The 24011-nt window shown below is 40.6% G+C and carries 10 protein-coding genes, 46 tRNA genes and 5 rRNA genes; 4 read left to right on the top strand and 57 right to left on the bottom strand.

Annotated features, from left to right (window positions below; all coding sequences use genetic code 11):
- Positions 1-17: 17 nt before the first annotated feature.
- From P4S50_RS18915 to P4S50_RS18885, 7 genes are all read right to left on the bottom strand, one after another.
- A 23S ribosomal RNA gene (locus P4S50_RS18915) occupies positions 18-2936 on the bottom strand.
- 86 nt (positions 2937-3022) lie between these two features.
- Positions 3023-4539: ribosomal RNA gene (locus tag P4S50_RS18910) — 16S ribosomal RNA — on the bottom strand.
- Together the 16S and 23S rRNA genes form the textbook arrangement of a ribosomal RNA operon.
- Positions 4540-4901: 362 nt before the next feature.
- Positions 4902-5486 carry a 50S ribosomal protein L25 gene (locus P4S50_RS18905; protein WP_277732319.1) on the bottom strand — a complete coding sequence of 195 codons (585 nt, stop codon included), beginning with the start codon at positions 5484-5486 and terminating at the stop codon, positions 4902-4904.
- Positions 5487-5680: 194 nt separating this feature from the next.
- On the bottom strand, positions 5681-6097 hold the full coding sequence (locus P4S50_RS18900; RefSeq protein WP_277732318.1) for a hypothetical protein: 417 nt from the start codon (positions 6095-6097) through the stop codon (positions 5681-5683).
- A 256-nt stretch (positions 6098-6353) separates the two neighbouring features.
- A complete protein-coding gene (locus P4S50_RS18895; RefSeq protein WP_277732317.1) occupies positions 6354-6635 on the bottom strand; it encodes a pro-sigmaK processing inhibitor BofA family protein in 282 nt (93 codons plus the stop codon).
- A gap of 76 nt (positions 6636-6711) precedes the next feature.
- On the bottom strand, positions 6712-6945 hold the full coding sequence (locus P4S50_RS18890; RefSeq protein ID WP_277732316.1) for a DUF2508 family protein: 234 nt from the start codon (positions 6943-6945) through the stop codon (positions 6712-6714).
- 87 nt (positions 6946-7032) lie between these two features.
- Positions 7033-7881: a helix-turn-helix domain-containing protein gene (locus tag P4S50_RS18885; RefSeq protein WP_277732315.1), complete on the bottom strand. Its 849-nt coding sequence runs from the start codon at positions 7879-7881 to the stop codon at positions 7033-7035.
- A gap of 301 nt (positions 7882-8182) precedes the next feature.
- On the opposite strand from P4S50_RS18885, the gene P4S50_RS18880 reads away from it, so the two are divergent.
- Complete coding sequence (locus P4S50_RS18880) at positions 8183-9337, top strand: iron-containing alcohol dehydrogenase (protein WP_277732314.1); 1155 nt, start codon at positions 8183-8185, stop codon at positions 9335-9337.
- Between the two features lie 543 nt (positions 9338-9880).
- Here P4S50_RS18880 and P4S50_RS18875 read toward each other — a convergent pair.
- From P4S50_RS18875 to P4S50_RS18635, 49 genes are all read right to left on the bottom strand, one after another.
- Positions 9881-9956 (bottom strand) — tRNA-Val (locus P4S50_RS18875).
- Between the two features lie 9 nt (positions 9957-9965).
- Positions 9966-10042 (bottom strand) — tRNA-Arg (locus tag P4S50_RS18870).
- Between the two features lie 25 nt (positions 10043-10067).
- Positions 10068-10141: transfer RNA gene (locus P4S50_RS18865), tRNA-Cys, on the bottom strand.
- A 7-nt stretch (positions 10142-10148) separates the two neighbouring features.
- Positions 10149-10224 (bottom strand) — tRNA-Lys (locus P4S50_RS18860).
- Between the two features lie 6 nt (positions 10225-10230).
- Positions 10231-10307: transfer RNA gene (locus P4S50_RS18855), tRNA-His, on the bottom strand.
- Positions 10308-10315: 8 nt separating this feature from the next.
- A tRNA-Pro gene (locus P4S50_RS18850) sits at positions 10316-10392 on the bottom strand.
- A gap of 21 nt (positions 10393-10413) precedes the next feature.
- Positions 10414-10490 (bottom strand) — tRNA-Ile (locus P4S50_RS18845).
- An 8-nt stretch (positions 10491-10498) separates the two neighbouring features.
- A tRNA-Met gene (locus tag P4S50_RS18840) sits at positions 10499-10575 on the bottom strand.
- A gap of 9 nt (positions 10576-10584) precedes the next feature.
- Positions 10585-10660: transfer RNA gene (locus tag P4S50_RS18835), tRNA-Phe, on the bottom strand.
- Positions 10661-10663: 3 nt separating this feature from the next.
- Positions 10664-10752 (bottom strand) — tRNA-Ser (locus P4S50_RS18830).
- A 9-nt stretch (positions 10753-10761) separates the two neighbouring features.
- Positions 10762-10837, bottom strand: a tRNA-Lys gene (locus P4S50_RS18825).
- Positions 10838-10846: 9 nt separating this feature from the next.
- Positions 10847-10922 (bottom strand) — tRNA-Gln (locus tag P4S50_RS18820).
- Between the two features lie 7 nt (positions 10923-10929).
- Positions 10930-11006 (bottom strand) — tRNA-Arg (locus P4S50_RS18815).
- Positions 11007-11012: 6 nt separating this feature from the next.
- Positions 11013-11087, bottom strand: a tRNA-Gly gene (locus P4S50_RS18810).
- A gap of 3 nt (positions 11088-11090) precedes the next feature.
- A tRNA-Leu gene (locus P4S50_RS18805) sits at positions 11091-11174 on the bottom strand.
- A 10-nt stretch (positions 11175-11184) separates the two neighbouring features.
- Positions 11185-11270: transfer RNA gene (locus tag P4S50_RS18800), tRNA-Tyr, on the bottom strand.
- Between the two features lie 6 nt (positions 11271-11276).
- Positions 11277-11351, bottom strand: a tRNA-Thr gene (locus P4S50_RS18795).
- Between the two features lie 36 nt (positions 11352-11387).
- Positions 11388-11464, bottom strand: a tRNA-Asp gene (locus tag P4S50_RS18790).
- A 7-nt stretch (positions 11465-11471) separates the two neighbouring features.
- Positions 11472-11547: transfer RNA gene (locus tag P4S50_RS18785), tRNA-Val, on the bottom strand.
- Between the two features lie 9 nt (positions 11548-11556).
- Positions 11557-11631, bottom strand: a tRNA-Glu gene (locus P4S50_RS18780).
- A gap of 6 nt (positions 11632-11637) precedes the next feature.
- A tRNA-Met gene (locus P4S50_RS18775) sits at positions 11638-11713 on the bottom strand.
- A 6-nt stretch (positions 11714-11719) separates the two neighbouring features.
- A tRNA-Leu gene (locus P4S50_RS18770) sits at positions 11720-11808 on the bottom strand.
- Between the two features lie 7 nt (positions 11809-11815).
- Positions 11816-11890, bottom strand: a tRNA-Asn gene (locus P4S50_RS18765).
- Between the two features lie 62 nt (positions 11891-11952).
- Positions 11953-12026 (bottom strand) — tRNA-Cys (locus P4S50_RS18760).
- 7 nt (positions 12027-12033) lie between these two features.
- Positions 12034-12109: transfer RNA gene (locus tag P4S50_RS18755), tRNA-Lys, on the bottom strand.
- A 6-nt stretch (positions 12110-12115) separates the two neighbouring features.
- A tRNA-His gene (locus P4S50_RS18750) sits at positions 12116-12192 on the bottom strand.
- An 8-nt stretch (positions 12193-12200) separates the two neighbouring features.
- Positions 12201-12277 (bottom strand) — tRNA-Pro (locus P4S50_RS18745).
- Positions 12278-12298: 21 nt separating this feature from the next.
- Positions 12299-12375 (bottom strand) — tRNA-Ile (locus tag P4S50_RS18740).
- Between the two features lie 8 nt (positions 12376-12383).
- Positions 12384-12460, bottom strand: a tRNA-Met gene (locus P4S50_RS18735).
- Positions 12461-12469: 9 nt separating this feature from the next.
- Positions 12470-12545, bottom strand: a tRNA-Phe gene (locus P4S50_RS18730).
- Between the two features lie 3 nt (positions 12546-12548).
- Positions 12549-12637 (bottom strand) — tRNA-Ser (locus P4S50_RS18725).
- Positions 12638-12646: 9 nt separating this feature from the next.
- Positions 12647-12722, bottom strand: a tRNA-Lys gene (locus P4S50_RS18720).
- A 9-nt stretch (positions 12723-12731) separates the two neighbouring features.
- Positions 12732-12807, bottom strand: a tRNA-Gln gene (locus P4S50_RS18715).
- 7 nt (positions 12808-12814) lie between these two features.
- A tRNA-Arg gene (locus P4S50_RS18710) sits at positions 12815-12891 on the bottom strand.
- 6 nt (positions 12892-12897) lie between these two features.
- A tRNA-Gly gene (locus P4S50_RS18705) sits at positions 12898-12972 on the bottom strand.
- A gap of 3 nt (positions 12973-12975) precedes the next feature.
- A tRNA-Leu gene (locus P4S50_RS18700) sits at positions 12976-13059 on the bottom strand.
- A gap of 10 nt (positions 13060-13069) precedes the next feature.
- Positions 13070-13155: transfer RNA gene (locus tag P4S50_RS18695), tRNA-Tyr, on the bottom strand.
- A gap of 6 nt (positions 13156-13161) precedes the next feature.
- Positions 13162-13236 (bottom strand) — tRNA-Thr (locus P4S50_RS18690).
- Positions 13237-13272: 36 nt separating this feature from the next.
- Positions 13273-13349 (bottom strand) — tRNA-Asp (locus tag P4S50_RS18685).
- Between the two features lie 7 nt (positions 13350-13356).
- Positions 13357-13432: transfer RNA gene (locus tag P4S50_RS18680), tRNA-Val, on the bottom strand.
- A 9-nt stretch (positions 13433-13441) separates the two neighbouring features.
- Positions 13442-13516, bottom strand: a tRNA-Glu gene (locus P4S50_RS18675).
- A gap of 6 nt (positions 13517-13522) precedes the next feature.
- A tRNA-Met gene (locus P4S50_RS18670) sits at positions 13523-13598 on the bottom strand.
- A 6-nt stretch (positions 13599-13604) separates the two neighbouring features.
- Positions 13605-13693: transfer RNA gene (locus P4S50_RS18665), tRNA-Leu, on the bottom strand.
- A 7-nt stretch (positions 13694-13700) separates the two neighbouring features.
- Positions 13701-13775, bottom strand: a tRNA-Asn gene (locus P4S50_RS18660).
- Between the two features lie 4 nt (positions 13776-13779).
- Positions 13780-13896, bottom strand: a 5S ribosomal RNA gene (rrf, locus tag P4S50_RS18655).
- 4 nt (positions 13897-13900) lie between these two features.
- Positions 13901-13974 (bottom strand) — tRNA-Gly (locus P4S50_RS18650).
- 47 nt (positions 13975-14021) lie between these two features.
- A 23S ribosomal RNA gene (locus P4S50_RS18645) occupies positions 14022-16941 on the bottom strand.
- Positions 16942-17000: 59 nt separating this feature from the next.
- Positions 17001-17076: transfer RNA gene (locus P4S50_RS18640), tRNA-Ala, on the bottom strand.
- A gap of 103 nt (positions 17077-17179) precedes the next feature.
- A 16S ribosomal RNA gene (locus P4S50_RS18635) occupies positions 17180-18696 on the bottom strand.
- Between the two features lie 640 nt (positions 18697-19336).
- Between P4S50_RS18635 and nhaC the strand changes: the two genes are divergently transcribed.
- From nhaC to P4S50_RS18620, 3 genes are all read left to right on the top strand, one after another.
- On the top strand, positions 19337-20743 hold the full coding sequence (gene nhaC / locus P4S50_RS18630) for a Na+/H+ antiporter NhaC (RefSeq protein ID WP_416390162.1): 1407 nt from the start codon (positions 19337-19339) through the stop codon (positions 20741-20743).
- 184 nt (positions 20744-20927) lie between these two features.
- Positions 20928-22250, top strand: a complete 1323-nt coding sequence (locus P4S50_RS18625) for a Na+/H+ antiporter NhaC family protein (protein WP_277732312.1) — start codon at positions 20928-20930, stop codon at positions 22248-22250.
- A 52-nt stretch (positions 22251-22302) separates the two neighbouring features.
- The gene (locus P4S50_RS18620) at positions 22303-22983 is read left to right on the top strand and encodes a metal-dependent hydrolase (protein ID WP_277732311.1); all 681 of its coding nucleotides are present in this window, start codon (positions 22303-22305) and stop codon (positions 22981-22983) included.
- Between the two features lie 36 nt (positions 22984-23019).
- On the opposite strand, the gene P4S50_RS18615 is transcribed toward P4S50_RS18620, so the two are convergent.
- The gene (locus P4S50_RS18615) at positions 23020-23982 is read right to left on the bottom strand and encodes a stalk domain-containing protein (protein WP_277732310.1); all 963 of its coding nucleotides are present in this window, start codon (positions 23980-23982) and stop codon (positions 23020-23022) included.
- Positions 23983-24011: the final 29 nt, after the last annotated feature.

The raw sequence follows: 24011 nt of genomic DNA, 5'->3' as shown, positions 1-24011 counted from the left end.
TTGACCAGATTTAATAAAAGGTTAAGTCCTCGATCTATTAGTATTCATCAGCTGAACTCATTACTGAGCTTACACCTTGAACCTATCAACCAGGTAGTCTTCCTGGGATCTTACTCATAAAGATGGGAAATCTTATCTTGAGGTTGGCTTCGCGCTTAGATGCTTTCAGCGCTTATCCATTCCATACATAGCTACCCAGCTATGCCACTGGCGTGACAACTGGTGCACCAGAGGTATGTCCATCCCGGTCCTCTCGTACTAAGGACAGCTCCTCTCAAATTTCCTACGCCTGCGACGGATAGGGACCGAACTGTCTCACGACGTTCTGAACCCAGCTCGCGTACCACTTTAATGGGCGAACAGCCCAACCCTTGGGACCTACTACAGCCCCAGGATGTGATGAGCCGACATCGAGGTGCCAAACCTCCCCGTCGATGTGGACTCTTGGGGGAGATAAGCCTGTTATCCCCAGGGTAGCTTTTATCCGTTGAGCGATGGCCCTTCCACGCGGAACCACCGGATCACTAAGCCCGACTTTCGTCCTTGCTCGACCTGTATGTCTTGCAATCAAGCTCCCTTTTGCCTTTGCACTCTTCGCACGATTTCCGACCGTGCTGAGGGAACCTTTGGGCGCCTCCGTTACATTTTGGGAGGCGACCGCCCCAGTCAAACTGTCCACCTGACAGTGTCCCAAGACCAGATTCATGGTCTATGGTTAGAATCTCAATATTACAAGGGTGGTATCCCAAGGGTGACTCCACGAAAACTGGCGTTCTCGTATCTCAGTCTCCCACCTATCCTGTACATGTAATATCGAAATCCAATGCCAGGCTACAGTAAAGCTCCATGGGGTCTTTCCGTCCTGTCGCAGGTATCCGGCATCTTCACCGGAATTACAATTTCACCGAGTCTTTTGTTGAGACAGTGCCCAAATCGTTACGCCTTTCGTGCGGGTCGGAACTTACCCGACAAGGAATTTCGCTACCTTAGGACCGTTATAGTTACGGCCGCCGTTTACTGGGGCTTAAGTTCAATGCTTCGACTTACGTCTAACACATCCCCTTAACCTTCCAGCACCGGGCAGGCGTCAGCTCCTATACATCGTCTTTCGACTTAGCAGAAACCTATGTTTTTGGTAAACAGTCGCTTGGGCCTATTCTCTGCGGCCTCTTCGGGCATACACCCTAATGAGGCACCCCTTATCCCTAAGTTACGGGGTCATTTTGCCGAGTTCCTTAACAAAAGTTCTCTCGCTAGCCTTAGAATTCTCTTCTCACCCACCTGTGTCGGTTTGCGGTACGGGTACCTTTAATCTCAGTAGAGGCTTTTCTTGACAGCATGAAATCGACTACTTCGCTACTTAATTTCGCTCCCCATCACACCTCAGAATTGCACCGACGGATTTGCCTATCAGTGCTCCCTTAATGCTTGGACCTACATCCAATAGTAGGATAGCCTATCCTTCTGTGTCACCCCATTCTTCAAACGATTATCGGTAGTACAGGAATCTCAACCTGTTGTCCATCACCTACGCCTTTCGGCCTCGGCTTAGGTCCCGACTAACCCTGAGCGGACGAACCTTCCTCAGGAAACCTTGGGTTTTCGGCCCGTAGGATTCTCACCTACGTCTCGCTACTCATGCCAACATTCTCTCTTCACTGCAGTCCACTAGTCCTTCCGGTCTAGCTTCAACCCGCAGTGAATGCTCCCCTACCCATTGACAAAGTCAATGCCGTAGCTTCGGTAGTAAGTTTTAGCCCCGATAATTTTCGGCGCAGGATCACTCGACCAGTGAGCTATTACGCACTCTTTGAATGAATGGCTGCTTCTAAGCCAACATCCTGGTTGTCTGTGCAATCCCACATCCTTTACCACTTAACTTACATTTAGGGACCTTAGCTGACGGTCTGGGCTGTTTCCCTCTCGACTATGAATCTTATCACCCACAGTCTGACTCCCAAGCAAAAGATAAAGGCATTCGGAGTTTGATAGTCTTCGGTAACCCATAGGGCCCCTAGGACATTCAGTGCTCTACCTCCTCATCTCTAAGCTTGAGGCTAGCCCTAAAGCTATTTCGGGGAGAACCAGCTATCTCCGAGCTCGATTGGAATTTCACCTCTACCCACAGCTCATCCCCGCACTTTTCAACGTGCGTGGGTTCGGACCTCCACGAAATTTTACTTTCGCTTCATCCTGGCCATGGGTAGGTCGCTCGGTTTCGGGTCTACGACAAGTAACTGAATCGCCCAGTTAAGACTCGCTTTCGCTACGGCTCCAGACCCTAAGTCCTTAACCTTGCTACTTATCGTAACTCGTTGGCCCGTTCTACAAAAAGTACGTGGTCACACTAATAATGTGCTCCCACAGCTTGTAGGCATAGGGTTTCAGGTTCTATTTCACTCCCCTTCCGGGGTTCTTTTCACCTTTCCCTCACGGTACTATACGCTATCGGTCACCAAGGAGTATTTAGCCTTGGGGGGTGGTCCCCCCAGCTTCCCACAGGGTTTCACGTGTCCCGTGGTACTCTGGAGTACGCTTGATGGTCTTCTCGTTTAATCTACAGGACTATTACCTTCTACGGTGGGTCTTTCCAAACCTCTTCGACTACAATACCTCCATCTTAATAAGCATATCCTCAACCCCTATGAAGAAAACTTCATAGGTTTGGGCTAATCCCCTTTCGCTCGCCGCTACTCAGGGAATCGATTTTTCTTTCTCCTCCTCGGGGTACTTAGATGTTTCAGTTCCCCCGGTTCCCCTCCTTAGACTATGAATTCATCTAAGGATACCTAGACATTACTCTAGGTGGGTTTCCCCATTCGGAAATCTCCGGATCAAAGATTGCTTGCATCTCCCCGAAGCTTATCGCAGCTTACCACGTCCTTCATCGGCTCTTGGTGCCAAGGCATCCGCCCTACGCCCTTAATAACTTAACCTAAATTTATTTAAATCTGTTCAATTTTCAAAGTACTATTTTGAGGAATAAACCCTCAAAATTAAACAGTAGGTTATTTCTCCTTAGAAAGGAGGTGATCCAGCCGCACCTTCCGATACGGCTACCTTGTTACGACTTCACCCCAGTCATTGATTTCACCTTCGGCAGATTCCTCCTTGCGGTTGGATATCTGACTTCGGGCGCCCCCAACTTCCGTGGTGTGACGGGCGGTGTGTACAAGACCCGGGAACGCATTCACCGCGACATTCTGATTCGCGATTACTAGTAACTCCAGCTTCATGCAGGCGAGTTTCAGCCTGCAATCCGAACTGAGACTAGCTTTAAGAGATTAGCTTGACCTCGCGGTTTCGCAACTCTCTGTACTAGCCATTGTAGCACGTGTGTAGCCCTAAGCATAAGGGGCATGATGATTTGACGTCATCCCCACCTTCCTCCGAGTTATCCTCGGCAGTCTCTCTAGAGTGCCCATCCGAAATGCTGGCAACTAAAGATAAGGGTTGCGCTCGTTGCGGGACTTAACCCAACATCTCACGACACGAGCTGACGACAACCATGCACCACCTGTCACCTCAGTCCCCGAAGGGAAAGCTTCGATTAAGAAGCGGTCTGAGGGATGTCAAGCTTAGGTAAGGTTCTTCGCGTTGCTTCGAATTAAACCACATGCTCCGCTACTTGTGCGGGTCCCCGTCAATTCCTTTGAGTTTCACTCTTGCGAGCGTACTCCCCAGGCGGAGTGCTTAATGCGTTAGCTGCGGCACCGAGGGGGGTAACCCCCGACACCTAGCACTCATCGTTTACGGCGTGGACTACCAGGGTATCTAATCCTGTTCGCTCCCCACGCTTTCGTGCCTCAGCGTCAGTTACAGTCCAGAGAGCCGCCTTCGCAACTGGTATTCCTCCTAATATCTACGCATTTCACCGCTACACTAGGAATTCTACTCTCCTCTCCTGCACTCAAGCCCTACAGTTTCAAAAGCTTACTACGGTTGAGCCGTAGCCTTTCACTTCTGACTTGCAGGGCCGCCTACGCACCCTTTACGCCCAGTTATTCCGGATAACGCTTGCCCCCTACGTATTACCGCGGCTGCTGGCACGTAGTTAGCCGGGGCTTCCTCCTAAGGTACCGTCATTATCTTCCCTTAGGACAGAGCTTTACGACCCGAAGGCCTTCATCGCTCACGCGGCGTTGCTGCATCAGGGTTTCCCCCATTGTGCAATATTCCCCACTGCTGCCTCCCGTAGGAGTCTGGACCGTGTCTCAGTTCCAGTGTGGCCGATCACCCTCTCAGGTCGGCTACCCATCGTCGCCTTGGTAAGCTTTTACCTCACCAACTAGCTAATGGGACGCGGGTCCATCCTACACCGATAAAATCTTTGACATTTTTAAGATGCCTTAAAAATGTATTATCTCGTATTAGCATATCTTTCGATATGTTATCCGTGTGTATAGGGCAGGTTACCCACGCGTTACTCACCCGTCCGCCGCTAAGATTAAGAAGCAAGCTTCTTAATCTCCGCTCGACTTGCATGTGTTAGGCACGCCGCCAGCGTTCATCCTGAGCCAGGATCAAACTCTTAAATAAAAGTTTGTCAGTACTCAGTAACTGACTTTATGTGTTGTTTCCGAAAATCACTGTTTGTGATTTATTTATAACCTACTGTTTAATTTTCAAAGTTCATTTTGTGTTTCGTGTTTGCCTCGTTGTTGAGGACAAGTAATAATATATCACCATTCTATACATCCGTCAACACTTTTTTTAATATATTATTAATTATATTTATACCTTCTCTTTTGTTAGATTGATTTTATTGTTATTTATAGTATAAGTAAATTGTATAATTAATCTTGAATTTAGGAGTTCTCAACTAAATATTTTTAATGATATAGTTAAGAACCCTTAAGTATTTATTTCAGATATTATTTTGATTTATTTGTTAAGTTCAACTATCTCTGCTCTACTACATCAGTTTCCACATCAACAGTTTGATAAGCTTTCGGATAGTTAACAGATGCAACAATTGAATTCATATCTTCTAAAATAGATATGCCTTGAGGTATATTTAAATCTGCAACTGTAAGCGATCCTCCATCTCCAAGATAAGATAAATCTCCGCTAACATGTGTAGCTGTATTGTAGGCCCCATATTTAACTTCAACATCTAAAAGTTGTTGTTGTACAACATATCCTTGACTCTCTATTTTAGATTTATTCTCTAATACAATAGGCATATGAGTGTGAACAAAATCTTCATCAGTAACCTTATGCAAATCAAAGTGTATAAATTCTTTATCATTCATAGTATCTCTTTGAACTTCATGTATATAAACCTTATGAACTTCATTGTTAAAATCTATATCAAATACTTTATTTTCTTTATTTTGACTGTATATTTGTTTAAATTCTTTTTTATCCATAGCAACACCGATAGAATCCATATTTTTACCATACAAAATTCCAGGTACAAACCCCTTTTTCCTAATTGATTTAGCTTTGCAGTTACTGAATGAATTTCTAGATAATAACTCCATAGATAATACCTCCTATATTTATCATTTACAAGGTATTATTACCATTATGTTGTTATTTAATACATTTCTTTTTATACATTTAATTTTTCCAATCTTCTAAATAAGATTAATATAAAATCTAAAATATGCCTATAAAAATATTGATTTAAAATATTTTCATAGACATATTTTTTTTAAATTCAAATTGAATTATATTATCCTACTATAGACAGCAATCTTTTTACTATATCACTTAATTTTAATTCTCCTATATCTCTATGACACATAACAAATACTAATTTAATGCACCCTTCTACTTCATCGTACTTGTAAGAATATGCTTTTAAAATGGTTCTTTCAGGCATATATTCTTCTAATTCTACAGCTAAAGTATCTGCCAAGTCCATATATTCATCAAGTAATTCCTCTTTATTTTCTTCTTCCAAATCATAGCCATCGTCTTTTAACATTTCATTTAATACATCTATACTTATACTCATATTAAACGCAAGCATATCTTCTCTTTTAGATCTTAGGCTCATATCTTCTAATATATTAAATTCACTATTATCTAATATTATTTCTTTTATATCGTTGCTATCTATTATATCATCTTTAAATATTACGTACATAAATTCATCTCCTTATACATAAATCATTTCTTAATACATCATTATAATCAATTGAAACTGATCTTCAGGTCAGGTTAAGTTTGTAACTATATCTGAAGATTACTTCCACACTCTTTATTATAAAAATTATCAATGTGTACTTTTTTGAACTTCATAACATAAATTATATTTCCACAATTTAAAAGGATTATAATTTACTATTCATTATAAAAAAAGAAAAGCCTAAATACAAGCTTTTCTTTTTACAGTTGTTAATTTATAACAAATATTTTATTAAAGATATAGCTAAAACTCCAAATACACCTAAATAAGCTGTGCAAAATGATGTTATTAAATTTATACCTATATTTAAGTTTAGATTAAATATACTAAAAATATAATTTAAAATAAATATGCACAAACCACCAACCATTAATTTAGCACCTATTTTGCCTATCAATTTCAATGGTCCTATCATCAATAAAGCTATAGTATAAATGCTCAGTATTATGATTCCATATAACAGTATAAGCTTCACCTGTAATAAAACATCAATCATATTTATCCCCCCAAGTTTATCTATTATATATTAATTTTATAATCCAATACTACTCAATAGTATTTAGAAAATATATTTATACATTACATACACCTTTATAAATTACCCCATTTTCTTTTGCCTTTCTTAAAAAATAAGAATATTTAGATTTGGCTGCTTCTAATCTAAATATCGCATAGTCTACTAAATCAGGATCTTTTACATTGTCAAAAAAGGATTCCGCTGCTTTTAAATCTATGTATGCTTCTCGCAAATCATTCATAAATTCTTCATTTTCATCTACCTGTTTCTTAAAAAAATTAATACTCATAAATGTACCCCTCCCTACTATAAATTTATATTTTAATTTTGGACTTTTATGCTAAAATATATACTTTTTTTAGAAAAAAAAAGAACTCTAAAGAGTTCTTTTTTGTTTTATCTTTTGGTATTGTTTAGGTGTATGGCCATATTTATTCTTAAATTGACTTATAAAATATGATATATTCTCGTATCCTAAATCATAAGCAACCTCAGTTACATTCTTCTCTTTTAGAAGATTTATTGATTTTTTAAGCTTTATTTCTTTTAAGTATAGGTTAGGAGTCATTCCAACTATATTTTTAAACTGTATTGAAAAATTAGATTCGGACATATTTAGATAATTAGCTATATCTTTTATTTTTATATTCTTATTATAGTTTTCACGTATATATTTTGTAGCTATTGATATTGGATGAGTATGTTCTTTTGTCAATATATCTTCTGATCCTTGTATTTTTAATATATTGTATAACATTTCCTGGATATATAGATCCATTAAAAAATACTTGTTTTTTTCTAGAGAAAAATTGGTTTTTATAATCTTCCCAAATATTTCATTTATATTTTGATTTTTTTTACCTAAAAATATGTTTTTATCTTTAGGACTTATGTTACTTTTTATATCACAATTAACTTTATTTACTACATTCTTTATTATTCCTTGTTCTATTTCTAACACTAAAGCTTTTGTAGGTGTTTTCATTTCCATTTCCACTTTTGAGTTTGGTGGCAATATTATAAATTCATCTTTTCCATAATAAAAATTATCGCTTTCATCTACCCTTAATTTTTTTTGACCTTTAAGTATAGTACATATTCTATTATTTTCATACGATTTATAACATCCACTATATGGTTTTTCAAAATCATAATATAAAAATCTCATGTAATCGGTTTCTATACCGTCTATTAGTTCAATATTTCTGTCAAAATTATTGATCATAAGTTCTTTCCTCCAAATGTTAGTATATACAATGTTAATTTTTTATCTTTAATTTAGCATATACCATGTTAATAATTTAAATTTATCCATTATTTGTTTACTTTCATATACACATTATACTATATATTCTATTACTTTTTTAACTATTTGCAATTTAAATTTATTTGATTTTAGTTGAATTCATCAAATTTACACGTATTTTATAAAATTTAGAGTTAGTTTTATTTAAATAAATGTACTAATATTGTATGTATAGATTTCAAGTTATTTTTTTAACATAAATTTCGAGGAGGTTTTTTCAATGAATAAGACTTATAAATTTAATATGCCATCTGTTAATTTAATGGGGCCTGGATGTTTAAAAGAAGTTGGAGATGAGGTTTTATCTCTAGGATTAAAAAAAGCTTTAATAGTAACAGATAAAATGTTAGTTAAAATAGGTTTAATAGATAAATTAACAGCTGTATTAGATAAAAGCAATATAGATTATGTTGTATTCGATAAAACTAAACCTAATCCTACTGTAACAAATGTTGAAGATGGTTTAGATCTTTTCAAAAAAAATAATTGTGACTTTATTATTTCATTCGGAGGAGGTTCACCTCACGATTGTGCTAAAGGTATTGGTATTGTTGCAGGTAATGGGGGATGTATAAAAGATTACGAAGGAGTTAATAAGTCTAAAAAATCTATGATTCCATTGGTTGCTATTAACACAACTGCAGGAACAGCAAGCGAGATGACTAAATTTTGTATAATAACAGATGAAGATAGACATATAAAAATGGCTATAGTTGATAATCATACTACCCCAACTATATCTGTAAACGATCCATTACTAATGCTTGAAAAACCAGCATCGTTAACAGCAGCTACAGGAATGGATGCTCTTACTCATGCAATAGAAGCTTTTGTTTCTACACAAGCTACTCCTATAACAGATGCTTGTGCATTAATGGCAATAGAGTTAATATGTACCCATCTAAATGAAGCTGTAAATAATGGATCTAATGTAGATGCTAGGGATAAAATGGCCTATGCTCAATTTTTAGCTGGAATGGCATTCAATAATGCAAGTCTTGGATATGTTCATGCTATGGCACATCAGTTAGGCGGTTTTTATGATCTACCTCATGGAGTTTGTAATGCTATATTATTGCCTCATGTTCAAGAATATAATTCTAAAGTAGTTCCTCATAGATTTGTTGAAATAGCTAAAGCTATGGGAGAAGATATTGATAATATCTCAAATGAAGAAGCAGCCATTAAAGTTATAGATTCTATCAAAAAATTATCTAAAGAAATTGGTATTCCTTCTGGATTAAAAGAATTGGATGCAAAAGAAGAAGATTTAACTATTCTTTCTGAAAACGCTCTAAAAGATGCTTGTGGCTTCACTAACCCTAAACAAGCTTCTTTAGAAGAAATAATTCAAGTATATAAAAGCGCTATGTAGTTAAAGAATATATAAAACCTGTTTAAGTAGACAACAGCAGAGTCTATTTAAGCAGGTTTAATTTTATATATTAAGGTCTCTAAATCTATGTGAGCAATGAACATTTCCAAAATCAAGATACATTGCAACTGTTTCACAATTTTTTACGATGATAAAAGTAGGAAGTCAAAGTTCAATTTTACAATAAAAAACCTACTATTAAAACTGTCTATAGAAGCGTTAGTGAATGTTTTTAGATATTTTGACTAATATAACTTAGTTTTTATCATTTAATAATACGTTAATAAATTTGCGTATTTGACCATAGTGAGTTCGCATATTTTAGTATTATTAATAAGATAAATACTTAGTTATATTCAAAATATCGTTGCATTCCCGGTGCTTTTGTAGGTAGTTTTGATAATCCCTCTAAAATCAGAATAGCTACCTGGATTTCATTTGTACGAAATCTAGGTAGTTAATACACATAATGAATTGTTAGGTGTATCTATAGTTTACTATAAAATAAAAAAACACCCTTAAAATAAAGGTGTTTTTCAAAATTGGTGGGCTCAACAGGGCTCGAACCTGTGACCCCCTGCTTGTAAGGCAGGTGCTCTCCCAGCTGAGCTATGAGCCCAATTTAACATGGTGCGCCCAGAGGGACTCGAACCCCCAACCTTCTGATTCGTAGTCAGACACTCTATCCAGTTGAGCTATAGGCGCGCTTATTTTATTTTCACAAAAAAAATGGAGGCGACACCCAGATTTGAACTGGGGATGAAGGAGTTGCAGTCCTCTGCCTTACCACTTGGCTATGTCGCCATTTCTTTGGTGACCCATCCGCGACTCGAACGCGGGACACCCTGATTAAAAGTCAGGTGCTCTACCGACTGAGCTAATGGGTCAAAATATGGGGTGGATAATGAGACTCGAACTCACGGCCCCCAGAGCCACAATCTGGTGCTCTAACCAACTGAGCTATACCCACCATATAATTGGTCGAGGTGGAGGGACTCGAACCCCCGGCCCCATGGTCCCAAACCACGTGCGCTACCAAACTGCGCTACACCTCGATATAATTGTGTTAAATAAAGTGGTGGGCCTTCAGGGACTCGAACCCCAGACCTACCGGTTATGAGCCGGGCGCTCTAACCAACTGAGCTAAAGGCCCACTTTATTTGGTAGCGGCAACTAGATTCGAACTAGTGACCTTTCGGGTATGAACCGAACGCTCTAGCCAACTGAGCTATGCCGCCATGCTTCTTTGGTGCCCAGAGGCGGAATCGAACCACCGACACGGGGATTTTCAGTCCCCTGCTCTACCGACTGAGCTATCTGGGCATTTGGCGGAGGAGGTGGGATTCGAACCCACGGTCCCTTTCGGAATCACTGGTTTTCAAGACCAGCTCCTTAAGCCACTCGGACACCCCTCCGTACTTGTTTGGTGACCCATCCGCGACTCGAACGCGGGACACCCTGATTAAAAGTCAGGTGCTCTACCGACTGAGCTAATGGGTCAAATTAAATTGGCTGGGGATGCTGGACTCGAACCAACGCATACATGAGTCAAAGTCATGTGCCTTACCGACTTGGCGAATCCCCAGTATATATGGCGTACCTGCAGGGATTCGAACCCCGGACACGTGGCTTAGAAGGCCACTGCTCTATCCAACTGAGCTACAGGTACATAATTTGGAGCGGAAAACGAGATTCGAACTCGCGACCCTCGCCTTGGCAAGGCGATGCTCTACCACTGAGCCATTTCCGCTTATGGTGCGGGTGGAGGGACTTGAACCCCCACGCTAAAAGCGCTAGATCCTAAGTCTAGTGCGTCTGCCAATTCCGCCACACCCGCATGTTATTTATGGTGGAGGGGACTGGATTCGAACCAGTGAAAGCGATGCTAACAGATTTACAGTCTGCCCCCTTTGGCCAACTCGGGAACCCCTCCATGTTTTGGAGCTAGTGATAGGAATCGAACCTACAACCTGCTGATTACAAGTCAGCTGCTCTACCGTTGAGCCACACTAGCACTTTTTTGTTTTTTTGTTTCTCCCATAAAATTATTTGGCGACCTGGAAGGGACTCGAACCCTCGACCTCCAGCGTGACAGGCTGGCATTCTAACCAACTGAACTACCAGGCCAAATAATTGGTGGGCTCAACAGGGCTCGAACCTGTGACCCCCTGCTTGTAAGGCAGGTGCTCTCCCAGCTGAGCTATGAGCCCAATTATTAATGGTGACCCCTAGGGGAATCGAACCCCTGTTACCGCCGTGAAAGGGCGGTGTCTTAACCGCTTGACCAAGGGGCCATGCTTTGGTTGCGGGAGCAGGACTCGAACCTACGACCTTCGGGTTATGAGCCCGACGAGCTGCCAACTGCTCCATCCCGCGTTATTGTGGTGCCGAGGACCGGAATCGAACCGGTACGATCTGTAAGGACCGCAGGATTTTAAGTCCTGTGCGTCTGCCAGTTCCGCCACCTCGGCATATATTTGGCTCCAAGGGTGGGGCTCGAACCCACAGCCTATCGGTTAACAGCCGATTGCTCCACCATTGAGCTACCTTGGAACATAAATTTATAACAACAAAATATATATTACCACATCTCATTGTTATTGTCAATTTTTTTATGGAGGCGACACCCAGATTTGAACTGGGGATGAAGGAGTTGCAGTCCTCTGCCTTACCACTTGGCTATGTCGCCATTTCTTTGGTGACCCATCCGCGACTCGAACGCGGGACACCCTGATTAAAAGTCAGGTGCTCTACCGACTGAGCTAATGGGTCAAAATATGGGGTGGATAATGAGACTCGAACTCACGGCCCCCAGAGCCACAATCTGGTGCTCTAACCAACTGAGCTATACCCACCATATAATTGGTCGAGGTGGAGGGACTCGAACCCCCGGCCCCATGGTCCCAAACCACGTGCGCTACCAAACTGCGCTACACCTCGATATAATTGTGTTAAATAAAGTGGTGGGCCTTCAGGGACTCGAACCCCAGACCTACCGGTTATGAGCCGGGCGCTCTAACCAACTGAGCTAAAGGCCCACTTTATTTGGTAGCGGCAACTAGATTCGAACTAGTGACCTTTCGGGTATGAACCGAACGCTCTAGCCAACTGAGCTATGCCGCCATGCTTCTTTGGTGCCCAGAGGCGGAATCGAACCACCGACACGGGGATTTTCAGTCCCCTGCTCTACCGACTGAGCTATCTGGGCATTTGGCGGAGGAGGTGGGATTCGAACCCACGGTCCCTTTCGGAATCACTGGTTTTCAAGACCAGCTCCTTAAGCCACTCGGACACCCCTCCGTACTTGTTTGGTGACCCATCCGCGACTCGAACGCGGGACACCCTGATTAAAAGTCAGGTGCTCTACCGACTGAGCTAATGGGTCAAATTAAATTGGCTGGGGATGCTGGACTCGAACCAACGCATACATGAGTCAAAGTCATGTGCCTTACCGACTTGGCGAATCCCCAGTATATATGGCGTACCTGCAGGGATTCGAACCCCGGACACGTGGCTTAGAAGGCCACTGCTCTATCCAACTGAGCTACAGGTACATAATTTGGAGCGGAAAACGAGATTCGAACTCGCGACCCTCGCCTTGGCAAGGCGATGCTCTACCACTGAGCCATTTCCGCTTATGGTGCGGGTGGAGGGACTTGAACCCCCACGCTAAAAGCGCTAGATCCTAAGTCTAGTGCGTCTGCCAATTCCGCCACACCCGCATGTTATTTATGGTGGAGGGGACTGGATTCGAACCAGTGAAAGCGATGCTAACAGATTTACAGTCTGCCCCCTTTGGCCAACTCGGGAACCCCTCCATGTTTTGGAGCTAGTGATAGGAATCGAACCTACAACCTGCTGATTACAAGTCAGCTGCTCTACCGTTGAGCCACACTAGCACTTTTTTGTTTTTTTGTTTCTCCCATAAAATTATTTGGCGACCTGGAAGGGACTCGAACCCTCGACCTCCAGCGTGACAGGCTGGCATTCTAACCAACTGAACTACCAGGCCAAATAATTGGTGGGCTCAACAGGGCTCGAACCTGTGACCCCCTGCTTGTAAGGCAGGTGCTCTCCCAGCTGAGCTATGAGCCCAATTATTAATGGTGACCCCTAGGGGAATCGAACCCCTGTTACCGCCGTGAAAGGGCGGTGTCTTAACCGCTTGACCAAGGGGCCATGCTTTGGTTGCGGGAGCAGGACTCGAACCTACGACCTTCGGGTTATGAGCCCGACGAGCTGCCAACTGCTCCATCCCGCGTTATTGTGGTGCCGAGGACCGGAATCGAACCGGTACGATCTGTAAGGACCGCAGGATTTTAAGTCCTGTGCGTCTGCCAGTTCCGCCACCTCGGCATATATTTGGCTCCAAGGGTGGGGCTCGAACCCACAGCCTATCGGTTAACAGCCGATTGCTCCACCATTGAGCTACCTTGGAACATACGTGGCTACGTCTTACTCTCCCAGGGGGCTGCCCCCCAAGTACCATCAGCGCTAAAGAGCTTAACTTCTGTGTTCGGAATGGGAACAGGTGTATCCTCTTTGCTATAATAACCACATATTTGGAGCGGGTGAAGGGAGTCGAACCCTCGCAGCTGGCTTGGAAGGCCAGAACTCTACCACTGAGTTACACCCGCATATTAAGTATTGTATTAATACTTTCAAAATTGACCAGATTTAATAAAAGGTTAAGTCCTCGATCTATTAGTATTCATCAGCTGAACCCATTACTGAGCTTACACCTTGAACCTATCAACCAGGTAGTCTTCCTGGGATCTTACTCATAAAGATGGGAAATCTTATCTTGAGGTTGGCTTCGCGCTTAGATGCTTTCAGCGCTTATCCATTCCATACATAGCTACCCAGCTATGCCACTGGCGTGACAACTGGTGCACCAGAGGTATGTCCATCCCGGTCCTCTCGTACTAAGGACAGCTCCTCTCAAATTTCCTACGCCTGCGACGGATAGGGACCGAACTGTCTCACGACGTTCTGAACCCAGCTCGCGTACCACTTTAATGGGCGAACAGCCCAACCCTTGGGACCTACTACAGCCCCAGGATGTGATGAGCCGACATCGAGGTGCCAAACCTCCCCGTCGATGTGGACTCTTGGGGGAGATAAGCCTGTTATCCCCAGGGTAGCTTTTATCCGTTGAGCGATGGCCCTTCCACGCGGAACCACCGGATCACTAAGCCCGACTTTCGTCCTTGCTCGACCTGTATGTCTTGCAATCAAGCTCCCTTTTGCCTTTGCACTCTTCGCACGATTTCCGACCGTGCTGAGGGAACCTTTGGGCGCCTCCGTTACATTTTGGGAGGCGACCGCCCCAGTCAAACTGTCCACCTGACAGTGTCCCAAGACCAGATTCATGGTCTATGGTTAGAATCTCAATATTACAAGGGTGGTATCCCAAGGGTGACTCCACGAAAACTGGCGTTCTCGTATCTCAGTCTCCCACCTATCCTGTACATGTAATATCGAAATCCAATGCCAGGCTACAGTAAAGCTCCATGGGGTCTTTCCGTCCTGTCGCAGGTATCCGGCATCTTCACCGGAATTACAATTTCACCGAGTCTTTTGTTGAGACAGTGCCCAAATCGTTACGCCTTTCGTGCGGGTCGGAACTTACCCGACAAGGAATTTCGCTACCTTAGGACCGTTATAGTTACGGCCGCCGTTTACTGGGGCTTAAGTTCAATGCTTCGACTTGCGTCTAACACATCCCCTTAACCTTCCAGCACCGGGCAGGCGTCAGCTCCTATACATCGTCTTTCGACTTAGCAGAAACCTATGTTTTTGGTAAACAGTCGCTTGGGCCTATTCTCTGCGGCCTCTTCGGGCATACACCCTAATGAGGCACCCCTTATCCCTAAGTTACGGGGTCATTTTGCCGAGTTCCTTAACAAAAGTTCTCTCGCTAGCCTTAGAATTCTCTTCTCACCCACCTGTGTCGGTTTGCGGTACGGGTACCTTTAATCTCAGTAGAGGCTTTTCTTGACAGCATGAAATCGACTACTTCGCTACTTAATTTCGCTCCCCATCACACCTCAGAATTGCACCGACGGATTTGCCTATCAGTGCTCCCTTAATGCTTGGACCTACATCCAATAGTAGGATAGCCTATCCTTCTGTGTCACCCCATTCTTCAAACGATTATCGGTAGTACAGGAATCTCAACCTGTTGTCCATCACCTACGCCTTTCGGCCTCGGCTTAGGTCCCGACTAACCCTGAGCGGACGAACCTTCCTCAGGAAACCTTGGGTTTTCGGCCCGTAGGATTCTCACCTACGTCTCGCTACTCATGCCAACATTCTCTCTTCACTGCAGTCCACTAGTCCTTCCGGTCTAGCTTCAACCCGCAGTGAATGCTCCCCTACCCATTGACAAAGTCAATGCCGTAGCTTCGGTAGTAAGTTTTAGCCCCGATAATTTTCGGCGCAGGATCACTCGACCAGTGAGCTATTACGCACTCTTTGAATGAATGGCTGCTTCTAAGCCAACATCCTGGTTGTCTGTGCAATCCCACATCCTTTACCACTTAACTTACATTTAGGGACCTTAGCTGACGGTCTGGGCTGTTTCCCTCTCGACTATGAATCTTATCACCCACAGTCTGACTCCCAAGCAAAAGATAAAGGCATTCGGAGTTTGATAGTCTTCGGTAACCCATAGGGCCCCTAGGACATTCAGTGCTCTACCTCCTCATCTCTAAGCTTGAGGCTAGCCCTAAAGCTATTTCGGGGAGAACCAGCTATCTCCGAGCTCGATTGGAATTTCACCTCTACCCACAGCTCATCCCCGCACTTTTCAACGTGCGTGGGTTCGGACCTCCACGAAATTTTACTTTCGCTTCATCCTGGCCATGGGTAGGTCGCTCGGTTTCGGGTCTACGACAAGTAACTGAATCGCCCAGTTAAGACTCGCTTTCGCTACGGCTCCAGACCCTAAGTCCTTAACCTTGCTACTTATCGTAACTCGTTGGCCCGTTCTACAAAAAGTACGTGGTCACACTAATAATGTGCTCCCACAGCTTGTAGGCATAGGGTTTCAGGTTCTATTTCACTCCCCTTCCGGGGTTCTTTTCACCTTTCCCTCACGGTACTATACGCTATCGGTCACCAAGGAGTATTTAGCCTTGGGGGGGTGGTCCCCCCAGCTTCCCACAGGGTTTCACGTGTCCCGTGGTACTCTGGAGTACGCTTGATGGTCTTCTCGTTTAATCTACAGGACTATTACCTTCTACGGTGGGTCTTTCCAAACCTCTTCGACTACAATACCTCCATCTTAATAAGCATATCCGCAACCCCTATGAAGAAAACTTCATAGGTTTGGGCTAATCCCCTTTCGCTCGCCGCTACTCAGGGAATCGATTTTTCTTTCTCCTCCTCGGGGTACTTAGATGTTTCAGTTCCCCCGGTTCCCCTCCTTAGACTATGAATTCATCTAAGGATACCTAGACATTACTCTAGGTGGGTTTCCCCATTCGGAAATCTCCGGATCAAAGATTGCTTGCATCTCCCCGAAGCTTATCGCAGCTTACCACGTCCTTCATCGGCTCTTGGTGCCAAGGCATCCGCCCTACGCCCTTAATAACTTAACCTAAATTTATTTGAATCTGTTCAATTTTCAAAGTACTAAAGTAGTATATAAAATACTAAATGGTGGAGACGAGGAGAGTCGAACTCCTGACCCCTTGCTTGCAAGGCAAGTGCTCTCCCAACTGAGCTACGCCCCCATATTGTATTTTTTGGACAAGATATATAATAGCAAAATTATTTATTCTCGTCAAGAGTTTTTTATGAACTCTCAAAATTAAACAGTAGGTTATTTCTCCTTAGAAAGGAGGTGATCCAGCCGCACCTTCCGATACGGCTACCTTGTTACGACTTCACCCCAGTCATTGATTTCACCTTCGGCAGATTCCTCCTTGCGGTTGGATATCTGACTTCGGGCGCCCCCAACTTCCGTGGTGTGACGGGCGGTGTGTACAAGACCCGGGAACGCATTCACCGCGACATTCTGATTCGCGATTACTAGTAACTCCAGCTTCATGCAGGCGAGTTTCAGCCTGCAATCCGAACTGAGACTAGCTTTAAGAGATTAGCTTGACCTCGCGGTTTCGCAACTCTCTGTACTAGCCATTGTAGCACGTGTGTAGCCCTAAGCATAAGGGGCATGATGATTTGACGTCATCCCCACCTTCCTCCGAGTTATCCTCGGCAGTCTCTCTAGAGTGCCCATCCGAAATGCTGGCAACTAAAGATAAGGGTTGCGCTCGTTGCGGGACTTAACCCAACATCTCACGACACGAGCTGACGACAACCATGCACCACCTGTCACCTCAGTCCCCGAAGGGAAAGCTTCGATTAAGAAGCGGTCTGAGGGATGTCAAGCTTAGGTAAGGTTCTTCGCGTTGCTTCGAATTAAACCACATGCTCCGCTACTTGTGCGGGTCCCCGTCAATTCCTTTGAGTTTCACTCTTGCGAGCGTACTCCCCAGGCGGAGTGCTTAATGCGTTAGCTGCGGCACCGAGGGGGGTAACCCCCGACACCTAGCACTCATCGTTTACGGCGTGGACTACCAGGGTATCTAATCCTGTTCGCTCCCCACGCTTTCGTGCCTCAGCGTCAGTTACAGTCCAGAGAGCCGCCTTCGCAACTGGTATTCCTCCTAATATCTACGCATTTCACCGCTACACTAGGAATTCTACTCTCCTCTCCTGCACTCAAGCCCTACAGTTTCAAAAGCTTACTACGGTTGAGCCGTAGCCTTTCACTTCTGACTTGCAGGGCCGCCTACGCACCCTTTACGCCCAGTTATTCCGGATAACGCTTGCCCCCTACGTATTACCGCGGCTGCTGGCACGTAGTTAGCCGGGGCTTCCTCCTAAGGTACCGTCATTATCTTCCCTTAGGACAGAGCTTTACGACCCGAAGGCCTTCATCGCTCACGCGGCGTTGCTGCATCAGGGTTTCCCCCATTGTGCAATATTCCCCACTGCTGCCTCCCGTAGGAGTCTGGACCGTGTCTCAGTTCCAGTGTGGCCGATCACCCTCTCAGGTCGGCTACCCATCGTCGCCTTGGTAAGCTTTTACCTCACCAACTAGCTAATGGGACGCGGGTCCATCCTACACCGATAAAATCTTTGACATTTTTAAGATGCCTTAAAAATGTATTATCTCGTATTAGCATATCTTTCGATATGTTATCCGTGTGTATAGGGCAGGTTACCCACGCGTTACTCACCCGTCCGCCGCTAAGATTAAGAAGCAAGCTTCTTAATCTCCGCTCGACTTGCATGTGTTAGGCACGCCGCCAGCGTTCATCCTGAGCCAGGATCAAACTCTTAAATAAAAGTTTGTCAGTACTCAGTAACTGACTTTATGTGTTGTTTCCGAAAATCACTGTTTGTGATTTATTTATAACCTACTGTTTAATTTTCAAAGTTCATTTTGTGTTTCGTGTTCGCCTCGTTGTTGAGGACAAGTAATAATATATCACCTTTCATCAAGTTGGTCAATACTTTTTTATTATTTTTTTAAAATTTATCTAAAATATATCTTAAAGTATTAATATTTACATTTCAAAATTCTATAAATGTAGTTTATCCGAAAGTTAAAAGTTCCAAAATCCAACCTTTTAAAACTCGATATACTAACTTATAAATCTTCTAGATCAACTTACTAAACATTTAAATTAAGTTTCGCTTTATATTTTTATCCTTAATATGATTTAATATACTAACAAATTTAAAACTCCCCCAATGAATTGTTGTTGAATTTTAAATGTATTGAATTTTCAGAAGATTTATGATATAATTTTGGTACATTTATAATTTTATCAACCGACTGACAATATCACTATTCAAAATATTACAGGGGCGAATATATATTGTTATGTTCTTGTGTTAACCCGACCTAAATTCAGTTAAATAACATACTTAATAACTGAAATATCAGAAACTTAGTTTTATTATTTTAAAAGGGGGAAAATTATAATGTCAAAACAAAAACGTAAGGCAAACTTACTAGAAGCTCTTATTCCTATTTTCTGTTTAATCTTATTTATAGGGGTTGCAGTTTTTAAGTATGAAGCCTCACCTCATATTCCTTTAATTTGTGGTGCTGTTATAGCTGCTCTCATGGCTACTACCAGACTAGGCTTTCAATGGAATGAACTTGAAGAAGGAGTCATGAAAACCATCAACATGGCAATGCAGGCTGTTTTAATTCTTATGATAGTAGGTACAATTATAGGTACCTGGATATTAAGTGGTGTAGTTCCTACTATGATATATTACGGCCTCAAAATATTATCACCCGGTATATTCTTAGTTGCAACCTGTATAATATGTGCAATAGTTGCTCTCGCTACAGGATCCTCTTGGACTACAGCAGGTACTGTTGGTATCGCACTTTTGGGTGTAGGTCAAGGACTCGGAATTCCTAACTATATAGTTGCCGGTGCAATTATATCTGGCGCTTACTTCGGAGATAAAATGTCACCATTATCAGATACTACAAATCTAGCTCCAGCCATGGCAGGTGCTAATCTATTCGATCATGTACGTCACATGCTATTCACAACTGGACCATCTTTACTAATCGCTCTTATCCTTTACGGTTTCTTAGGTGCTAAATATGCAGGCAAGAACATCGACCCTACTATAATAAATCAAATGCTGGATGCTCTATCATCTAGTTTTAATATAAACCCACTACTATTCCTTCCACCTATCATAGTAATAACAATTGTTATATTAAAAGTTCCAGCGATTCCAGGACTTATAACAGGTTCAATCCTTGGAGGAATATTCGCTGCTATATTCCAGAAATCATCACTTGGAGAAATAATAACTTCTGCTAACTACGGATTCGTATCTAATACAGGAATAGAATCTGTAGACTCATTGTTAACTCGTGGAGGTCTTCAATCAATGATGTGGACAGTATCTTTAATATTATGTGCCTTAACTCTAGGAGGAATACTTGAAAAAACAGGAATGCTTGAAGTTATAGCTGAGAATATATTGAAATTGGCAAGAGGTACCGGCGGACTTGTTGTTGCTACTGTATTCTCTTGTATATTCGTAAACTTAGTTACAGGAGAACAATATCTTTCAATAGTAATTCCAGGAAGAATGTATAAAGATGCTTATGGTAAAAAAGGCCTTCATCCTAAAAACTTATCAAGAGCACTTGAGGATTCAGGAACATTAACATCTCCTCTTATTCCTTGGAATACGTGCGGAGCATATATGTGGGCAACTTTAGGCGTTCACCCATTCGCATATTTACCTTTTGCTTTCTTAAACTTAATAAATCCTATAATATCTATGTTCTACGGATTTACAGGAATTACAATGCACAAACTTCCTAAAGAAGAATATATTATAGAATAAAAAAGTTCTTCTTTAGAAGAATCTTAAATGTAAACTTTTTTGAAACTCATAACGAAATTTATATCTATCCTCAAATTAAAGAGGAATATAATTTCCTATTCGTTATAAATCAAGGGCCTATATCGGGCCCTTCTTTTATATATGTAATTTTCTTAATTACAATCTTATTGAGAGGTCGTTTAACATGAAAAATCTATTAGTACCACTGATATTAATATCACTATCAGTTATAATGAACAAACCCGTATATATAGGCATATCAATTTCTGCTTTATTTGTATATATAAATTCAATATCAAACAAATATAACTACAAAGATCTAAACAAAAGCATAATATCAAGTGTATTATCTGCAAAACGCATAATCATAATTCTTTCATTAGTTGGGATGCTTACATCATCATGGATGGTTTGTGGAACTATACCTTATCTTATTTATTTAGGTCTTAGTGTATTAAAAAAATATAACTTTATACTTTTCTCTTTTCTAATAATGTCTTGCATATCCTATATATTAGGAACTGCAGTTGGAAGTATATCGACTATAGGTGTTGTAATTATAACAATAGGAAAAGCTGTAGGTTTAGATACATCTGTTCTGGCCGGCGCAATAATCTCCGGTGCTTTCTTAGGAGATAGATCTTCACCTATATCTAGCGCATTAAATCTGAATATAGAAATGACAAATTCTAACCCATATAAACTTATGCGTAAAATGAATAAAACACTCATTCCAGCTTTTATAGTCAGCGGTATACTATACTTTATTTTAGGAAAATACAATAGCATAAGTAATTACAGTAACCTAGACAATATATTGATAAATTTATCAAATAGTTTTAACTTAAACATACTATGCCTAATACCTATTGCGATACTTTTTATACTAATATTAATAAGAATAGATATAACTAAATCGTTGCTAGCATCATTGTGCTCTAGTTTCTTAATCAGCTTTTTAATTCAACACTCCAGTATATCTACCTTAATAAAAATATCATTGCTTGGATTTAATGAAAGTAACTCCACATCTAATATAATAAATGGAGGAGGCTTTCTATCAATGTTGCCAGTTGTATTTACAATAATAAGCGCAACGGCTTTCACTGGTCTATTAGATTCAACCAACAGCCTAAACATCTTAATAAATAAACTAATTTCATCAACAACAAGCAAATATGACTTACTCAAAAAATGTTCTTTATTAAGTATACTTTTAAATACATTAACATGTAATCAAACCGTTGGGATAATTATTCCTTGTAAATTCATGAAAAACATATTTCTTGATCATAATTTAGAAAAAGAAGATTTAGCTCGGTGTTTGAGTGATAGCGGTACAATAACAGTTGCTTTGATTCCTTGGAATATAAATTCTATTGTAGCCTCTACACTTTTAGGCGTATCTTCTATTAATTTTATTCCATACGCATTCTTATGTTATCTAATACCTATTACTTTTATATTAAAATCTAGAAAAAATAATAATATAGATATATTAGCTTAAATGTTTTTTTAAATTATTAATAGTATATAATGTAAGAAAGGGAGGTTTTAGTATGTTAGTAAAATATTTAGGTCATTCCGCTTTTTTAATTCAAACTTCAGAGTATAATATTTTAATAGATCCATTCATAAAAGATAACCCTAATTGCCCAATCAACTTAAAAGAATTACCTCATATAGACTATATATTAGTTACGCATGGACATAGTGATCATATAGGAGATACTATTTTAATATCTAAAAAATACAACTCCACTGTAATATGTAACTTCGAAATATCTTTATATCTATCTAAATACAACATAAAATGTATTCCTATGCACATAGGGGGACGTATCCAGCAATCTTTTGGAAAAGTTAAGATGATTCCAGCTCTGCATGGTTCTAGTATTTATGAAGGTACTCACTTAATATATGCTGGTAATCCATGTGGCTTTTTATTAGAAATTGAAAATACTAAATTATATCATGCAGGAGATACAGGACTATCTATAGAAATGAAACTTTTAGAGTATGAGAATATAGATTTTGCCATGTTACCTATTGGCGGAGTATTTACAATGGATGTTGATGATTGTATAAAAGCTATAGAGTTTATAAACCCTAAAAATGTTATTCCTATTCACTTTAATACATTTGATGCTATAAATGCCAATCCTAATTTGTTAAAAGATAATGTTAAATCTTGTAATGTATCTATTTTAAATCCAGGAGAAGATATTCAAATAAAGTAAAAAAAGAGTTCGCTTGAACTCTTTTTTTACTTTATATTACGCTCCATCATTATTATTAGTTTCACTTTCAGTTGCTATCTCATCTTCTTCATCTGTTTTATCTTCAGTCGACCCTTCAGTTGCTATCTTATCTTCTTCGTCTGTTTCATCTTCAATTGACTCTTCATCTATTTCATCTTCAGTTGTTACACCATCTTCTTCATCTTCTGTTGACTCTTCTAATTCAATAGTCTCTGTCTCTTTATCATAATCAACATCCAAGCCTAAATTTTCAGCAATAAACCTTAGTGGAACTATAGTTCTATTACTCATTATTTCAGCTGGAACATCTATTTCTTTTTCTTCTCCATTAACATAAGCTTTTCCATCTTCTAAACTTAGGATAATTTCAACATCATCTTTAGTTATTATAACCTTTTTATCTTCAGCATTCCATTTAACATCTGCTCCAAGTCCTTCAGATATAGCTCTTACTGGAATTAATGTTCTTCCATACTTTATAACAGGAGGCGTATCAAATTTCATATTCAAATCTTCACTTATAATATTTTCAACTGGTAATACAGATATATTCTTATTACTTTCTTTTATTTGCTTAGCTATATTCTCTAATTTTTCTAATTCTTCTTGTGTATATTTTTCTTTAGCTATTTTTTTCATCTGTCTTTTTAAATCTTTCATATTTTTATTTAACTTATCTATGTTTTTTTGCAATTCTTCTATTTCATTTAATAGCTCATTTGTTAACTTATCATCTTTATCTTCTTTAGCTTTTTTTATTTTTTTTTCGGCTTTTTCTTTTTCGAATTTTATCTCTATTTTTATTTTATCTATATTCTCTTTTTCATACTTTATATTTTCCATTTGCTCATAGTTTTTATCATTTTTATATTCTTTAGATCTCTTCCCTTGTGCGTTTGAACTCATACTAGCCGGTCCCGTTAATACAAATGTAGAAACAAGTAGTGCTGATATAATCCTCTTTTGTAGTAATTTCATATAAAACTCTCCTTCATAATTTATTTTCA

This window comes from Tepidibacter hydrothermalis, from assembly GCF_029542625.1.
Lineage (GTDB): Bacteria > Bacillota > Clostridia > Peptostreptococcales > Peptostreptococcaceae > Tepidibacter_A > Tepidibacter_A hydrothermalis.
The sequence above is the reverse complement of the archived record's forward strand: the minus strand, read 5'-3'. Positions and strand labels throughout refer to the sequence as shown.